Here is a 17,003-nt window from a genome sequence, read left to right as displayed (position 1 = left end):
GGAATGAACAGCCGTGCTATCTAAGTTTTTTATTGAGCGACCCATTTTTGCAGGTGTACTTGCCATTATCGTCATGGCTTTAGGGATACTCGCGATTCTCAACTTACCTGTGGAACGTTATCCTGATATTGCACCTCCCAAAATTACCGTCTCAACAAACTATAGTGGCGCAGATGCCAAAACTGTTGAGCAGAGCGTCACTCAGGTGTTGGAACAGCAAATCCAGGGGCTTGACCATTTACTGTATTTTAGTTCAACCAGTGATGCCTCAGGCCGTAGCCGTATTACCATCAGTTTTGAAAATGGCACCAATCCAGATACCGCACAGGTTCAGGTACAAAATAAAATCAGTGGTGTGATTCGACGTTTACCCGATGCCGTACAGCGTCAGGGTGTCAATGTCAGCAAATCACTTGGCGATACTTTCATGGTGGTGGGGTTATATGACAGTACAGGAAAATCAACCAACATCACCTTATCTGATTATCTTTCAACCCATGTACTGGATAATTTAAATCGTATTGATGGGGTGGGTGAAACCGATGTGTTTGGTTCACAGTATGCCATGCGAATTTGGCTGGATCCCAATAAACTGATCCAGTACCACCTCATCCCCAATGACATTGTTGCAGCGATTAGCACCCAAAATACGCAGGTTGCCGCGGGTGCAATTGGTGACTTGCCTGTGGTGGATGGACAATATCTCAATGCAAAGGTGACTTCAGGTTCCCGATTAAAAACCATTCAGGACTTCGAGCAAATCGTGGTTAAATCCAATGTCTCGGGCAGCTTTGTTTTACTCAAGGATATTGCGCGTATTGAGTTGGGTGCGGAAAACTACCAGTCTTTTAACACCATCAATGGCTATCCAGCGGCAGGTTTGGGAATTTCGCTTTCTTCGGGCGCCAATGCCATCCAGACCTCTAAACTGATTCACCAGACGCTGGATGAGTTATCCAGCCAACTGCCTGCTGGCTATAAAATCGTTTATCCACGGGACAACACACCTTTTGTTCAGGAATCCATCAAGGAAGTGGTCAAGACACTGGTTGAGGCCATTGCTCTGGTGATTCTGGTGATGTTCCTGTTCCTGCAAAGCTGGCGTGCCACGCTGATTCCCAGTATTACTGTACCGATTGTGATTCTCGGTACTTTTGCTGTGCTGGAGCTGCTTGGGTTTAGTATCAATACCTTAACCTTATTTGCTTTGGTCCTTGCCATTGGTCTGTTGGTGGATGATGCCATTGTGGTGGTGGAAAACGTGGAAAGATTAATGCATGAGCAGCATCTCTCTCCCAAGCAGGCCGCCACTGAGTCGATGCAGGAAATCAGCGGGGCACTGATCGGGATTACGTTGGTGCTGACTGCGGTCTTTATTCCAATGTCTTTCTTTGCAGGTTCAATTGGCGTGATCTATCGCCAGTTCTCCATTACTCTGGTTGCTGCCATGATATTGTCACTGCTGGTGGCATTGGTATTGACGCCTGCATTGTGTGCCTTGATTCTAAAACCGAACCATCAACCTAAAAAATGGGCAGTTCACTTCAATAACGGAATTGAACGCTTAAAAACCAAATACCTGAATTTAGTCCAGACCACATTGCGCTATAAAGCCCCTGTTTTGGTGATATTTATTGCATTGATTGCGGTATTTGCCCTGTTTTATAAAGGCTTGCAAAGCAGTTTCCTGCCGAAAGAGGATCAGGGAATCTTAAGTGTGCAATTTAGGCTGGTGGATAGCGCACCGTTGTCCAAAAGTCAGGAAGTGGGTGAGTTGATTCGACAATATTTTCTCCAGAATGAACAACACAACGTCAAGCTAGTACTGATTCGTTATGGACGCAATAACTCAGGTACAGGGCAAAACTTAGGACAGGGTTTTATTGCACTGAAACATTGGGATGAACGCACGGGACAGAAAAACTCTGCCGAAGCCATTCGTAAACGGGCACTTAAATATTTTAGCCAATTTCCGAATGCCCAGATTAATGTGAGCTTACCTGCTTCGGTAAATGGTCTGGGTTCAACTGATGGACTTGATTTCTGGATTCAGGACCTGAATGGTCAGGGCGACCAATTCCTTGATCAAAGCTTTAAGCAACTACAGCTGCTCGGTCAGAAATTTTCCAGCTTTGAAAATCTGGACAAGCAGTCAACCGACAGTAAAGCCACCCTGAATGTGAAGATTGACCATAAACAGGCGTTGGCAAATGGCCTGAACCTGAATGATATCAATAGCACCTTGTCAACGGCATGGGGTGGAACCTATGTAAATGACTTTATTGATCGGGGGCGGATTAAGCAGGTGATTCTACAGGGTGATGCGCCATTCCGTTCCAAACCAGAAGATTTATATCAATGGTCAGTCCGCAACAGTCAAAACCAGATGGTACCATTCAGTTCATTCTCAAATACTGCCTGGGCAGGGAATCCAAGTATTGTGCAGCGTTATATGGGCTATAGCGCCTTGCAACTACAGGCCAATGTGGGCAGTGGCCAATCGTCTGGACAGGCCATGAAAGATATTGAGCAGTTGGTGGGCCAGCAACAGGGACTGGGATTATTGTGGACAGGACTTTCCTATCAGGAAAAGCAGTCAACCAATCAGGCCATCTGGTTATATTTAATCTCCATTGCATTTATTTTCCTATGCTTGGCCGCCCTATATGAGAGCTTGCGTATCCCAATGGCGGTGATGACTGCAATTCCCTTGGGGGTTGGAGGCAGTATTATCTTTGCGCATAGTTTTGGTTTGCCGAATGATGTGTATTTCCAGATAGCCTTGCTGACCACCATTGGCCTGTCCTGTAAAAATGCGATTCTGATTGTTGAGTTTGCGGCAATGGCACAGGCACAAGGGAAAAATGCCATTCAGGCCGCATTACAGGGTGCAGGCTTGCGTTTACGCCCGATTCTGATGACATCCTTTGCTTTTGGCGTGGGGGTGATTCCCTTGGTTTTTGCTTTTGGTGCGGGTGCGGTCAGCCGTCAGGAAATCGGGATCAGTGTTTTGGGTGGAGTGGTCTTTGGAACGGTCTTGGTGCTGATCTTTATTCCATTTATGTTTGTACTGGTTGCCAATATGTTTAAACCTAAACACAAACTGGAAACCATTGAATAAGACAGTCTTTAAAATTCAGGTCTATGAGTTAAGCTCATAGACCTGAATTATTAATTGCTTCAACGATTTTATTCTGAACTGTAATAATAATTGTACCGACAAAGCTTAAAAACTACTTTATTCTCAAGCATAAACAAGGTTTTTAGGTTGAGTGAATGACTGGTCCAACACAAAAAAAATTAACCCAGCAGCAGGCGATTGCGGTGGAACGTGATCTGGCAAAATTTGCCAATACCATGGATAGTCTGGTCAGAATTCCATTTACCAAGCAGGGCTTGGGAGCCGATGCTGCGCTCAGTACCATTCCCTTTGCGGGCGATGTTGCAGGTTTTGTCCTGACGCTCTACGCCTTTAAAAAGGCAAGGGAAGTGGGTGTTCCACAATATAAACTGAAAGGTGTGGTCAGACTGGCGATTATGGATATGCTGGTGGGTTTTGTGCCGATTGTTGGTACCCTGTTTGATGTGTTTATTCGTCCGAGCCGCAAGACACTGGACATTGTGCATGAGCATATCCGTGAGGAATATCAAGTATACAATGACATCCATGTGGTGCATCCATTCCTGCATGAATCACTTGAGCAAAAGCAGAAAACCTCGGCATTTTGGCGTAATCCAATCGTCAGCTGGATTTGGTTAAGGATTCCTGATCTGCTGGGTATTGCGGTACTTATTCTATTGGTGATTGCCGTGTGGGCGGGCTTTAGCTATCTATGGCAACTGTATCAGTCTTTCAAGGCTGGTTAGATGAAGCAGGTAAAAACAAAGCCTCCATTTTGGAGGCTTTATCGTTTATCTGGTTTAGATTATTGAACATTTAATTGCTGTAACGCAGCAACACGTTGTTCAATGGTTGGGTGAGTGTGAAATAAAGCCGCCAAGCTAAAGCCTTGTTCCTTACCTTCCGCAATCGCAAAAGCTTTCATTTCTTTCGGCATCTGGTCTGGCATTTCAGATTCCGCCTGTAAACGAAGCAGGGCAGAGATCATCGCCTGTTTACCTGCCAAACGTGCACCAGCCTCATCTGCACGGTATTCACGTTGACGGGAGAACCACATCACAATGGCAGAGGCCAAAATACCGAATAGAATGTCAAGCACAATGGTAATGGCAAAATAGGCCAGGCCTGGGGCTTCACCATCTTCACGACCAAACACGTTACGGTCGATAAAGTCACCTGCAACACGTGCAAAGAACATCACGAAAGCGTTGACCACACCTTGAATCAAAGCTAGTGTCACCATGTCACCATTGGCAACGTGTCCGATTTCGTGGGCAAGTACGGCACGAAGTTCATCTTTATTCATGCGCTCAAGTAAGCCCGTGGAAACGGCAACCAGCGCATCGTTTTTATTCCAACCTGTTGCAAATGCATTGGATTGGTACGATGGGAAAATACCAACTTCAGGCATTTTAATGCCTACACGTTGCGATAATTGCGCGACTTCCTGCAATAACCATGCTTCCGCCTGATTACGAGGTGCATTTGGGTCGATTAATTCAGTCCCAGTGGTTTTTTTAGCCATCCACTTCGACATGAAAAGGGAAATAATAGAACCCACCATACCAAAGACAAAACAGATGACCATCAGGTTGCCTAGATTCAAGCCACCCGCGCCATGGTAACTACCGACACCGAAGAGTGACAGGATAATGCCAGCTACAACCAGTACCGCGAGGTTGGTTAGCAAGAACAAACCAATCCGCATCATTGAGAAAACCCTCTTATAAAGAAAAAGTGATCTGATTTATAAATTATAAATCATAATGCTAATATGCAGGGTGAACCCCAAAAATTCAAGAAAAAAATGGGGATGGATACATTTAATCAATAAAAGGATGAACTGACGCTTAAACAGAGACTTAAAAGAAAATTTTTTATAAAAAAACAGCTAAAATCATAAAATGAGAATAGATGAGTAAATTGCTAGTCACTCAAGCGGATTCGGGCAGATGCAGTGGCATTGCTGGTGGTATAGGTTCCCATTGGTGCATCGGTGAAAGTACCATCCGACAAGGTGATAATTTGACGGCTGTACTGTTTGGCCGTTGGTACGGATTCAGTACTATTGCTGATATTCGGGGAGTAATTGGTGGATTGCGCCAGCACTTGTCCGCTTGGAGTATTGCTTTTTGATTCAGAAAGCGGGGTGCCCAGACCTGATGCATAGAGATTTTGATAGCGACTGGTCACTCGTTTTACATAATCACGAGTTTCTCGGAAAGGTGGTACATCGCCATATTTATCCACATTGCCTTCACCCGCATTATAGGCGGCAATCGCAAGACGGGTGTCGCCGTTAAAACGTTTTAATAGCCAGCTTAGATATTTAACCCCACCAAAAATATTCTGCTGTGGATCGTAGGCATTACTGACATTAAAGCGACGGGCTGTTGCAGGCATGAGTTGCATCAGGCCCTGTGCCCCGACAGGTGAGCGTGCATGAATGTTAAAGCCAGATTCGGTATGCATGATGGCCTTAACCAAACCCTCTGAAACGCCATGATGCTGGGCGGCCTGCCGAATCAGTTGGTCAAATGCGTTTTTATTACGGCTGTAACTTGGCAGAACAGAAGCTTCGCTCGCGCCCCAGTTACTATAACTGTGAATGTTACTATCAGGATAATAGGTGGCTTTCACCACTTTTAAATGATTATATTCTGCTTTCTTGCGGTTGGTCAGCAGAGTGGTGCCATTGGTATCTTTAAATTGATAAATGGTCTGCCCAGCATACGAGGTCGATACTGTGCTATGAAAAAAACCAATTGACCCCAAACAAAGAGCAAAAAAATAAGTTGTTTTGTCCATCGTTATAATATTCACAAAAGATGAGCTTAAGTTCTTCACAGTAGTTTAACAAAAAAAAGCATAAAAAATACTTTGGCTACAATTTTTTTATTTTTCAGTGTCTGACAAAAATCAAGTCATTTTGTGCGAATGTTCAGCAAAAAAAATTAAAATATTTTTTTTAAAATCGAAGTATTGACTTATGTAACATGTTGATTTTATTTTAATAAAAACATTGGTTAAAAAATGATCAATCTAATCGAACGCCTTATTTTAAGATAAAAACAGTTTGTCAATAGCGTAGAAATCCACAATTTTATCCACAGGTTTTGTGGAAAACTGTGGAGAAGTTTGAAATATAAGCAATCCAGCCCATTTTTACTTATCTGGGCCAGAATTTTATCAGTATGAAACTCTAATATGACGATTCAGGGAAATTGGAAAATTCTTTAGGTGCGGATTTTTTCGGAATCAGATAAAATCTTGCGGTATTTTTGTTTATGGGTAAATCACGTCTATGTACGCGCCAGTCGAGTCCAACCAAGGATTTAATTTCAAGCCTGAACTTCCGACCAGTTCGGCATATTATCGCCTGTTGAAAAAGCTGCGTCGTCAAGTTGGACATGCGATTCGTGATTACAACATGATCGAGGATGGCGACAAGGTCATGGTCTGTGTTTCGGGCGGTAAGGACAGCTACACCTTGCTGGATATCCTGTTGCAGTTCAAGCGTATTGCACCCATCAATTTTGATATTGTTGCGGTCAACCTGGACCAGAAACAACCTGGCTTCCCAGAAGACGTTTTGCCACGTTATATGGAAGAGAACAACATTCCCTACTACATTCTTGAAAAAGACACCTATACCATCACCAAGCGTTTAACGCCTGAGGGCAAGACCTATTGTGCCGTGTGTTCACGCCTGCGCCGTGGTTCGCTGTATGGCTTTGCGCAGGAGATTGGTGCGACCAAGGTCGCGTTGGGACACCATCGTGATGACATCATGGCCACGTTCTTCCTGAACCTGTTTCATGGTGGTAGTTTGAAAGCGATGCCACCGAAATTACTGTCTTCAGATAAAAAGAATATCCTGATTCGTCCTTTGGCCTATGTTGAGGAAAAAGACATTATCAAGTATGCAGAATTGCGTAAGTTTCCCATCATTCCGTGTAACCTGTGTGGTTCACAGGAAAACTTACAGCGAGCCATCATCAATGACATGCTGCGTGAGTGGGATAGACAATATCCGAAACGCCTGCACAGCATCTTTGGCGCATTACAGAACGTTTCTCCATCACAGTTGGCTGACCGTGAGCTATTCGACTTTGAAGCGTTGGATGGGCAACGTGAGTTTGACATGAAAGATCCTGAAGAAATGAAGAAGCGTCTTGATGTGGTGAACCTCAGCTTTGCTGCGGAATAATTCCTCCATTCATAACTAAGACAAATAATGCCGCCGCAATATATGATGAATATCTGTATTGCGGTTTTTATGTTTTTATTGGAAATGGATTTGCACTCAAACAATTCAAATTTTGACCAATAAGCGATAAAGCTAGCAATAAGCATCTAAAAAATTCGGTTCGATGTACAAAAAAGCATAGCCTAAACTAAAAATTACATGCTATAACAGGGCACAAGCAAATTGCTTCATTTGATGTCGTCTGGATAGATGGCACAAGAAATTGAACAAATACATTTGAGGAAGAATCATGGCTGCATTTTTAACTGATGATTGGTTTGCAACTGTTGAAAAACTTACTGCGGAAGCAGGTGATTTAAACTTACCACCAGCACTTGCGAATTTAGCGATTAACTTGGTTGTTACAGATGCGGCTGGTAATACAGAGTTGGCTTTAGATGCGGGTAAAATCCAAAAGGGTTTATCTCCAAACGCTAAAACCACTTTGAACATGGATGCGGAAACTTTACGTAAAGTATTCCTTGAGTTTGACATGGCTGCTGCGATGCAGGCATTCATGACAGGTAAAATCAAGGTTCAAGGCGATATGTCCCAGCTTATGGCTTTACAGACGGCTAAACCAAGCCAAGAACAAAAAGACCTATTCAAGAAAGTACTTGAGCAAACTACTTAATTGTTTTCTGAACAAAAAAGCTTACCCAATGGTAAGCTTTTTTTTGCCTGTCTGGATTCAGACATCGATGCGGTTGCTGGTTTTGAGGTGTTCTAGATAGGTGCGGATACGGGTAACGTATTGAACCGCTTGCTTATATCGACCATTGCGTGCCTGATTGCGCTGTAAATAGTCATATAGGTTCACCCACTGATTTGGGTCCTTGCCTTGAGCCTTGATCCGTTTCTGAATCTGGTTCACTGCACCAGGTCCCATGTTGTATGCCACCAGTGCATACCAGTTACGGTCTGGGTAGGGTACATTGGCAAATTGATCCAGCATTAGATCATAATATTTCGCGCCACCCTGAATACTCTGTATTGGATCAGATCGGTTACTGACACCCATTGCCTGTGCTGTGCTGTTGGTCAGCATCATTAAGCCGCGGACACCCGTGGGAGACACCGAGCTAGGCTTTAGGTAAGACTCCTGATAGCCAATTGCTGCCAACAGGTGCCAATCCAGATTGTATTTTGCGGCACTTTGCTTAAAGCTCGCCTTATAAATCGGTAAGCGTTGATTCAGGTCTTTTTGAATCGTAGACCATGCTTCAGGTTTAACCACATTGCGATTATAAAAGGAAGCAAGTTGTTGGGTTGTACCAAGCTGTTTGCTTTGACAAACAAAACCACTCGCAGTTAAAGTCAGTGGATCGTCAGCTTGTTTAAACACCCAGTTAAGCTGGGGATTTAGCCCGTTCTTACTCAGGCTTGCCTGATCACCACAGCTTGCCGAGAAAGAAACCAGTTGTTTGCTCTCAATTGTGGCAAGCGCTGCTGTGGTCATGGCTAGGTTGGCCTTGCCTTGGCTAACCCATTTCAATGCAGTTGCATTGTCTGGAACCGTTTTAAAATCGAGTTTTACGTTGAGGCTTTGTGCATAGTTGCGGGCTAAATCATAGCCGAAACCATGCAGAAACTGACCGTCTTTAAAAACAGTAGTTGGGTTTTCAACTGCAACCACTGTTAAAACATTGGTTGTGACAACCGTGTTGTATTGATGTGATTTTTCTGCATTCAAGCTATTGAATGGCATAATGACGATGCCTAAAGCAAGGGCCTGAAATGGTAACTTGGAAGATAAAGAGTTAAGGCCAGGCCTAGACCCAGAACTTGAATTACTGTGCATGTTGTCTCCGCTACAGGTAATTTATGCCCTAAAAATTGAGGCAAAACTTCACCACAACTTCTAAAAGTTGATAAATTAAATCGGGGTGGGCAATTCATGAACGTCATTCAAAATGACATTGGGTTAATGGAAAAATGATGAAAATGTTTCACATCATTTACAAAGTGTATAAAAAGTAAACAAAAACCAACTTAGGGGCGCATATTAAGCGTCAAAAAGGAGCTTGTCAAATTTTGATCAGTAAAAATATGATAAATACATCACAAACACATGATTTGAAAAAGAATAAAATTTATACACTTTAGTCGTGTTGAAATAAGGAATACAATGCAAAAACTTGTAAATAGATTGTTGTTGTAGCGTTTTTAAATATGAAATCGAACTTGATCACACGTACTGGACATGACTTGCTGGTTGCCGAATTAAAAAAACTGTGGCATGACGAACGTCCAGAAATTACCAAAAAGGTAAACTGGGCCGCAAGTTTGGGAGACCGTTCAGAAAATGCAGATTATTTATATAATAAACAATTACTTAGAAAGATAGACCGCCGTGTTCGCTACTTGGGTAAGCGTTTAGAGGAGTTGAAAATTGTTGACTTTGTGCCTGAGCAGGAGGGAAAAGTCTATTTTGGGGCCTGGGTTGAAATAGAGAATGATGATGGTGAACAGAAAATCTTGCGTATTGTGGGGGTGGATGAAATCTATGACCATCATCCTCAGCATATCTCAATTGAATCTCCGATGGCACGGGCACTGTTGAGCAAACAGGTGGATGATGAGGTTGAGGTGCATACCCCATTAGGTAAAAAAATCTGGTATATCAACTCAATTCGATATGAAAAACTTGGAAATACTTAAAATAATAGGATTTTGCTTTTATTTTGAACATTTAGTGTGGGCTTTTAAATAAAATATTTGCCAAGTTGAGCTTTTATTTATATGATAGCCGCCATTGGAAGCGTGGCAGAGCGGTTTAATGCACCGGTCTTGAAAACCGACGAGGGTGTGAGTCCTCCGTGAGTTCGAATCTCACCGCTTCCGCCAAATATCTTAAAGGGAATCAAACACATAGTTTGATTCCCTTTTTATTTGGCACAATTTTGGCACTATTGGAAATTTTAGCAATCTCTTCTTTGTTCTTATCTGAATTAATCCACTTGGCATAACGCATCGTTAGCATCACTAAACTATGCCCTAGCTGTGAAGCCACATAAACTGGATTAAGTCCATTCATTAAGCATACAGTCGCATATGTATGACGAGTGTTATAGGCAGGACGATAACGTATGCCATTCGCTTTCAGTGAGGCTACAAACTTTTCGCTCAATGATTTTTGCGTAGTAAATTCTTTACCTGTCTCATCACAGATAAATACGTGCTCATATTTGAGGTAGGTTAGTAATCTGAGTTGTTGAAATGCCTCGAAAGCAAAATCATTTAAATCTACAAATCTAGCTTTATTTGTTTTAGTGGTTTCTTGCTGAACGCCGTTCACACGACCTTTATTGATGTAAATCTGCTTATTTAAAAAATCTACATCCTGCCAAGTGAGTGCGATAATTTCTGATGGACGGCAACCTGTCCAGAATGCCACCACAAAATACCAATACACAGTTGGGTAGTCTGCAATATATTTCTCTTTTAACCAGTTCAGTATTATTTCCTTTTCCATTTCATTGAATGGATCAGGTTCATCCTCCTGAGTTTTCTGATTTTTCAATCGGTCACATGGATTCTTATCAATCACCTCATCATCACAAGCTAATTCGAATACGCCACGTAATGGAATCAAAGCATCATTTCGAGTTTTAGCCGATGACCATTCACGTCCATTGACGGCTGTACGCAACATTTGACTGGTGATCGTATTAATCGGCATATCTTCGAATAATGGCATCCAGAGCCTTTCCAAAATTGATAGATATTTTTTCTTGGTGCCTTGCTTATGATCTGAAAGGTTATAAAGGTATTCTTGGGCATAGTGAGCAAATGTCGGAGCATTTGACGCTGGCAATGTTTTTTGCGCAGCGTCAGCTTTTTTGATGGGTTTGGCGGTGACAGCTTCGATATCCTCGATTTTTAATATCCCGTATTTAGCCTTGTTTACAAAATCTTCTCTAATCTTAGCCGCCTTAATGAAGTTGGCTGGGGTATCGATGAGGTCGAGGGTGAACCACTCGCGCTTGTCGTTCCATTTAAAGTTAATCTGTATTTTTCCCGATCTTGCTCTTGTGCCTTTTGGTAGACCTGAGCTGCTTGTTCGACCCATGCGTTATAACCTTTCAAACTATATAGGTAATCCCCCCAAAAAATAATTGAGTTTAAAAGTAGAAAATGGAATAACCTTGATTTAAGGAGATTTTCTATGAAAACATCTAAGTATTCAGACAGCCTAATCATGAGTATTTTGAAGCAAGTTGAAGCAGGAACACCCATACCGAACTTGTGCAGCGAACATGGTATGAGCTCTGCCTACAAATGGAAGTCCAAATATGGCGACATGGATCTTTCAATGATGACGCGGCTTAAAGAACTTGATGCTGAAAATGCCCGTTTAAAACGTTAGCCAGATCTATGACTTTTTAGTTCAAAGAGAGGCGTTTACCTCACTAAACCTTGATCGGAAAGTTATGGAATTTTTTCGGGAAGTACATGTAGGGCAAGAAGAAGATTTTACAATTCTTGTATCAAATAAAATCTCAGGAAACTTTGGTGAAGTTTCCTATATAAATTTATTGAAGGTCCCTAATTTCAACGATAAAGATAAATTTCTGAAATGGGCACATAAAGCTTTAAATTTATAAGTTGTAATAACTCAGTGTAGTTTGATAGGAATTGTTTCATTATTTAACAAATTCAATTACATAAGTAATAATGTGATTACATTATGAACAGTAATTCATCAGAAGGCGGTTAGATAAATACAAATCACAGTGATATGTTTGAATCATAAGTTATACATGGATGGAATTAAAGATGAAATTATTAACATTGGTGAGCATAGGTACGGTAGCAAGTTTCTGTTTATTGTCAAAGCGTCACACTACTGAAAATTTATTTCATTCAAACTTCGATAAAGTTGTTCGAAATGCTGTCTTACAGGGATTCATATAAATATAGATGCCTAAGATATATAGCTTTTAAGTACTTAAAGAAGGAATAAGATGATCAGATTATTAATGTGTATATATGGCCTTCATGGTGCTAGAGAGATTGATTACACCAATGCCCAAAAGAAATTTGTGTATGCCGCGAGTGCTTGAAGAAAATCAAGAGTCCTCATGATTAGGTATAATTTCTTTTTATGAAAAGACAGTCTAAAAAATCTGAGCATATAACCTCAAATTGGACAACCGAGCAAGATAGTTTCTTAATTGAAAATAGTTTTATGGTGATTGAGCAGCTTATCAATCATCTGCCTTTTACTGAAGATGAAATTATTAAGCGTAAAGATGTACTAGGTCTCACTAGAAGACATAGACAGATGCGTAAATTTTTAAGCAATCCATCTTAAGAGAGTTCTAAGCCTCTATTTTTTTTAAAACGGATCAGTGCTAATTATTTTACAGGGTAGTATTGCGTAACATATCTATTATTGATAGATAGAGCCTGATGTCATATCTATTATTATAGTATTTCACGTGATGGAACCGACATGATCAATAAGCAAAATCCAGAATCAAAACCTCAAAAAGAATCAAACGATGACAAGGGTGATCAGAAAACCTATCAGAATCCAGATCCCCAAAAAAAACCAAATCAAGAACCTGAGAATCCACTTAAAGAGCAAAAGTAGATCAAAAAGCCCTCGATGAGGGCTTTTTGAAATCATATGCTTACACTACTTTTAAGCTCAAATAAAGTCATGCTGGAATAGCTGCGACAACTTTTTCTCTATCCCACAAACGGTGATTTTGAATAGCTTGTTTGAATTGATCTTGGATCTCTTTAAAATTTTGAGTAGAGAATAGAGCTGCATCCTTAGTGAGCTGAAACTCATCTATTAAAGCGCATTTATCACCCAGGAAAACAATGGGCTTGAGATGTTTATATGTCTCTAATACATAATGTTTAGAAACTCCATCAGCCTTAAATACTTCTAAATTATTCCCATCAATCACGATTACGGCATCATAAGTCACTGAAGGCTCGCCATTTTGTCTTCCATCTACTGGTATTTCATTGCCATCACTAGATTTAACAGGGGCTGCGTTCGGTGCTAAAGTTTCCACAATAGCTTTTTCTGCGTCAGCCCATATTTTAATATCATCTATTGATGACGCATTTACACCGTCATGAACGAGCAAGGCAATTTTTCGCTGTTTAATATCAGATGCAGGAAAAGATGAGGTACTTAATCTTTTCGAAGATGCAATTACGGGTTGGTGCAGACTATCTTGCTGTTTAGGGGGAGTTTTAATACCTAACTCTTTCGCAACATATTCAGCTAAGTCCAAGTCAATATTAGCTAAGACAGCGTAAACTACGCGTCTGCGGATATCTTCCGATTTAACCTTAGATAATTCAAAAGAATATGCATCCTTAATATGCTGTTGTTCATATTTTTCCAAACTATGGTAGTGCATTGTGGCTTGCGAGAAATGATCAGCGAAACTTTCTGGTCGAACTCTTAGTTTGCTGCCTTGTACTTCTTCAGGATGTGTCTTGAAAGCACCACTGTCATTAGGTGATTCTCTTGGCCAATTTTCATCAACAGAATTAGGTTCATAATTTGCCTTTCCTTTATAAACTTCGTGATTAGCATAACCACCTCGTCTATTCGTATGAAAAGGACAAACGGGTTTGTTAATTGGAATTTGATTAAAATTTACCGTACCTAGTCTGTGTAAGTGAGTATCCGTATAGCTAAATAGCCGTCCTTGTAAAAGGGGATCGTTACTAAAATCTATACCTGAGACAATATTTGCAGGACTAAAAGCAACTTGTTCTGTTTCTGCGAAAAAATCATCTGTATTTTTGTTTAAAACAAATTTACCTAGTGGAGTAACTGGTACAAGTTCTTCTGGGATTAATTTTGTAGCATCTAAGACATCAAAGTCCCATTGTTTTGCATCTTCTTCAGAGAAAATTTGTGCGCCTAATTCCCATTCCGGGTAATTGCCACGCTCAATAGCATCCCACAGATCACGTCTGTGAAAATCGGGATCTTTGCCATTAATTTTTAGAGCTTCATCCCAGACGACTTGAGCTACCCCTTGCTTTGGAGTCCAATGGAATTTCACTAAGAATGCTTCATTATTCTTATTAATCAATCTAAATGTATGAACACCAAAACCTTGTATAGAGCGTAGATTTCTTGGAATTGCTCTATCAGACATTATCCAAGTAGTCATATGTGATGCTTCGGTGTTTAAAGAAATAAAATCCCAGAAAGTATCATGGGCAGATTGACCAGTTGGAACTTCATTGGCATCTTCTGGTTTTACTGCATGAACAAAGTCCGGAAATTTAATAGCATCCTGAATGAAGAAGACAGGGATATTATTCCCCACCAAATCATAATTTCCTTCTTCAGTATAAAATTTTATAGAAAAACCTCGTACATCTCGAACGACATCAGCCGAACCTCGCCCACCTTGAACTGTAGAAATACGGACAAAGATAGGAGTTCGATTATTTGTGTCCGTTAGGAACTTAGCTTTAGTCCATTTTTCATTACCTGCATAAGCTTGAAAGTAACCATGAGCACCGACCCCTCGAGCATGTACAACACGTTCTGGAATACGCTCACGATCAAAATGAATAAGTTTATCCCTTAGAAGAAAGTCCTCGAGAAGAGTAGGGCCTTTCTCATTAATTTTTAGACTATTTTGATTATCAGCTACGGGAACACCTAAAGAAGAGGTAAGGGTTTTACCTATAGGATCCACGTATGCTTCCTCAGAAAGTTGGTCGATTTTTGGTGTATTTGGTTCTTTCATATCACATTCTCTTATACATTTGCTTTATAACGTTTTGTGAAATTAAGTATTTGTTTTCACTTAAGTTAATGGCTTGTTTGTTGACGGATATTGTGTGCTTATACAATTTAATTAGGTTATCTACAATCGAATATGAGTTACTTGCAAGAAAACTCTTTTTTGGATCAAAGATACCCATATAAACTTTAAGTATTTATGCTTTGAGTAAGGTAAAGAAATGTGTATTTTTTGTTCGCTTAAACTATTCATTTTAAATAATATTGAATTAATCTAAGTCAAAACAAAAGCTTATTAATTTTGATATTCCTCGCAATACAAACAGGATTTAGCCCATTTTGTATTTTGACAGCGAGGGCATTCTTCTTTTAAATGATTTAAAAGTTGGGTTTGGCCACATAACATACAAGAATAAAAGTGATCTACATTGTGATGATTTGCGATTTGGTATTCATCGGGAAACAAAGGAAGACCCCATTTTATCCGAATAGCCGTAAAACCTCGGGGTTTAGCCCGAGGATATAAGGCTGCAATCCGCTAGTCCCCCTTGTGGGGATTAGCTAGGATTGCTAAAAACATTTGAATCTAGTAATCCATGTGCTATGATAATTACGTTGTATATTTTTAGTCAGCAGACTGATACAACACGAAAAAAACAGTTTTCCCCATTGTAATCCGTGCACTCTTTGCAATCCGAAAGGTAGGACTACATTGGAATAAGAAGCAGAGAACTATAGTATCTGTTTCGTGGCAGGACATTGCCATCTAGCAGTAGGAATCCCCGTCCTTTAGGTCGGGGAGGATGTCAAATTTTCTTTAGAATATGGGATCACGCTTAGGCAGCCATCAGTCTCAAGCAGTGCCATTTTAACTTGTCCAAGGTGCTCTATTTTCTTTTGGCGCATTTCAGCAAAGAACTCATCATATGAATACTTTTCTCGGTTAATATCCTCAACAATCAGTAAACCATTTTTGACGATGTATATTGGTCGACCTTCCAATACGGTCTCAATAGCATCGGATTTCATCATTAAATAAGTTGTTAAGCGATATAAAGCCATAATTACTGCAAAAACGATGACAGCATGAATGATCGGAACTTCTTCATAGAACATAGAATCGCCAGCAGCAGATCCTAAACTAAGAATAATTGCGATTTCAAAGATGGAAAGTTGCCTAACACCACGTTTACCAGAAAATCTTAAAACTAAGATAATCAGGAAGTACATCAAGACACTACGAAGTACAATTTCTGCTGCAAAAGTAAATGTAGTATCAGCTAATAGTATTTTTATAAAGTCCATTTTACACCTATTTAATTTTCTTTTTAGTAAAACTTCAAAGTATTTTCAGTAAGATTACCTTTCCTCTATTAATTGACACTTAATATTTACAAGTCTAGATAATATTCCCTCTACACAGCTTTTATGCCGCTCAAACAATGGATCTTCTGTATTTTTCCAGTTATTAAGAATTTCTTGACCAACTTTGAGTTCTTTTTCTAGTTCACTAATTCTCTGTTGAAGTGCCATTTTTTTGTTCCATTGAAGTAATAACTCAGCTTCCACTTCTGCTCGTGTGACCTCTCCACTAACGATTCTCTCAAAGTCTTCCTCAGATCGCTTTTCTGCAGCCTCTATGACATTTTGAGGGTAAGAGTGACCCATGATACTTTTTGCTAACATATGGGCTGTACGGAGCTCTACAGCTTCTTCATCTGTATATACACGCTCTACATTCATTTAGATTCTCCAAACCTCTTCGGAATATCCTACCTCTACTACAGAAAACATGGAATACTTGATCACTCTGATTTTATTGATACTTTACTCAACCATGCAGAAATGATTTCTGATCCTAGACAGTATCGTGGACAACCAGCCCCTCTAAA

At 40.5% G+C, this 17,003-nt stretch carries 14 protein-coding genes, 1 tRNA gene and 2 pseudogenes; 10 read left to right on the top strand and 7 right to left on the bottom strand.

Features of this window, described 5'->3' with window-relative positions; all coding sequences use genetic code 11:
* The first annotated feature begins 13 nt into the window (after positions 1-13).
* Entirely contained in the window at positions 14-3,121 is a 3,108-nt protein-coding gene (locus tag F972_RS09610; RefSeq protein ID WP_004682753.1) for a multidrug efflux RND transporter permease subunit, read from the top strand.
* 155 nt (positions 3,122-3,276) lie between these two features.
* Positions 3,277-3,867 carry a DUF4112 domain-containing protein gene (locus F972_RS09605; RefSeq protein ID WP_004682752.1) on the top strand — a complete coding sequence of 197 codons (591 nt, stop codon included), beginning with the start codon at positions 3,277-3,279 and terminating at the stop codon, positions 3,865-3,867.
* A gap of 59 nt (positions 3,868-3,926) precedes the next feature.
* On the opposite strand, the gene htpX is transcribed toward F972_RS09605, so the two are convergent.
* Positions 3,927-4,832: a protease HtpX gene (gene htpX / locus F972_RS09600; RefSeq protein WP_004682751.1), complete on the bottom strand. Its 906-nt coding sequence runs from the start codon at positions 4,830-4,832 to the stop codon at positions 3,927-3,929.
* Positions 4,833-5,047: 215 nt separating this feature from the next.
* Positions 5,048-5,929, bottom strand: a complete 882-nt coding sequence (locus tag F972_RS09595; protein WP_004682750.1) for a lytic transglycosylase domain-containing protein — start codon at positions 5,927-5,929, stop codon at positions 5,048-5,050.
* 496 nt (positions 5,930-6,425) lie between these two features.
* On the opposite strand from F972_RS09595, the gene ttcA reads away from it, so the two are divergent.
* The gene (ttcA, locus tag F972_RS09590) at positions 6,426-7,331 is read left to right on the top strand and encodes a tRNA 2-thiocytidine(32) synthetase TtcA (RefSeq protein ID WP_004676692.1); all 906 of its coding nucleotides are present in this window, start codon (positions 6,426-6,428) and stop codon (positions 7,329-7,331) included.
* Between the two features lie 289 nt (positions 7,332-7,620).
* Complete coding sequence (locus tag F972_RS09585; RefSeq protein WP_004682749.1) at positions 7,621-8,004, top strand: SCP2 sterol-binding domain-containing protein; 384 nt, start codon at positions 7,621-7,623, stop codon at positions 8,002-8,004.
* Positions 8,005-8,061: 57 nt separating this feature from the next.
* Here the strand turns inward: F972_RS09585 and F972_RS09580 are convergent, their stop codons facing one another.
* Positions 8,062-9,171, bottom strand: a complete 1,110-nt coding sequence (locus tag F972_RS09580; protein ID WP_004757584.1) for a transglycosylase SLT domain-containing protein — start codon at positions 9,169-9,171, stop codon at positions 8,062-8,064.
* A gap of 371 nt (positions 9,172-9,542) precedes the next feature.
* On the opposite strand from F972_RS09580, the gene greB reads away from it, so the two are divergent.
* Together greB and F972_RS09570 are read left to right on the top strand one after the other, a co-directional pair.
* A complete protein-coding gene (gene greB / locus F972_RS09575; protein ID WP_004682747.1) occupies positions 9,543-10,031 on the top strand; it encodes a transcription elongation factor GreB in 489 nt (162 codons plus the stop codon).
* A gap of 96 nt (positions 10,032-10,127) precedes the next feature.
* A tRNA-Ser gene (locus tag F972_RS09570) sits at positions 10,128-10,217 on the top strand.
* A gap of 16 nt (positions 10,218-10,233) precedes the next feature.
* Here the strand turns inward: F972_RS09570 and F972_RS09565 are convergent.
* Complete coding sequence (locus tag F972_RS09565) at positions 10,234-11,442, bottom strand: site-specific integrase (RefSeq protein WP_004682746.1); 1,209 nt, start codon at positions 11,440-11,442, stop codon at positions 10,234-10,236.
* A gap of 96 nt (positions 11,443-11,538) precedes the next feature.
* On the opposite strand from F972_RS09565, the pseudogene F972_RS09560 reads away from it, so the two are divergent.
* The 4 genes and pseudogenes from F972_RS09560 to F972_RS16035 all read left to right on the top strand — a co-directional run.
* Positions 11,539-11,736: pseudogene (locus tag F972_RS09560) on the top strand (transposase); the annotation flags it as partial.
* Between the two features lie 7 nt (positions 11,737-11,743).
* The gene (locus F972_RS16485; RefSeq protein WP_314371664.1) at positions 11,744-11,977 is read left to right on the top strand and encodes a hypothetical protein; all 234 of its coding nucleotides are present in this window, start codon (positions 11,744-11,746) and stop codon (positions 11,975-11,977) included.
* Positions 11,978-12,477: 500 nt separating this feature from the next.
* Positions 12,478-12,687 (top strand): hypothetical protein, encoded by a 210-nt coding sequence (locus F972_RS09555; protein ID WP_004682744.1) that lies wholly within the window; start codon positions 12,478-12,480, stop codon positions 12,685-12,687.
* Positions 12,688-12,828: 141 nt separating this feature from the next.
* Positions 12,829-12,969 (top strand): hypothetical protein, encoded by a 141-nt coding sequence (locus F972_RS16035; RefSeq protein WP_004676713.1) that lies wholly within the window; start codon positions 12,829-12,831, stop codon positions 12,967-12,969.
* Positions 12,970-13,036: 67 nt separating this feature from the next.
* Here F972_RS16035 and F972_RS09550 read toward each other — a convergent pair whose 3' ends face one another.
* From F972_RS09550 to F972_RS09540, 3 genes and pseudogenes are all read right to left on the bottom strand, one after another.
* Positions 13,037-15,115, bottom strand: coding sequence for a catalase (locus tag F972_RS09550; RefSeq protein ID WP_004769630.1), 2,079 nt, complete (start codon positions 15,113-15,115; stop codon positions 13,037-13,039).
* 803 nt (positions 15,116-15,918) lie between these two features.
* Positions 15,919-16,416: pseudogene (locus F972_RS09545) on the bottom strand (DUF421 domain-containing protein); the annotation flags it as partial.
* Positions 16,417-16,470: 54 nt separating this feature from the next.
* Entirely contained in the window at positions 16,471-16,854 is a 384-nt protein-coding gene (locus F972_RS09540) for a hypothetical protein (RefSeq protein ID WP_004682741.1), read from the bottom strand.
* Positions 16,855-17,003 lie beyond the last annotated feature (149 nt).

This window comes from Acinetobacter sp. CIP 102529 (assembly GCF_000368325.1).
GTDB classification, from domain to species: Bacteria; Pseudomonadota; Gammaproteobacteria; order Pseudomonadales; family Moraxellaceae; genus Acinetobacter; species Acinetobacter parvus.
The sequence above is the reverse complement of the archived record's forward strand: the minus strand, read 5'-3'. Positions and strand labels throughout refer to the sequence as shown.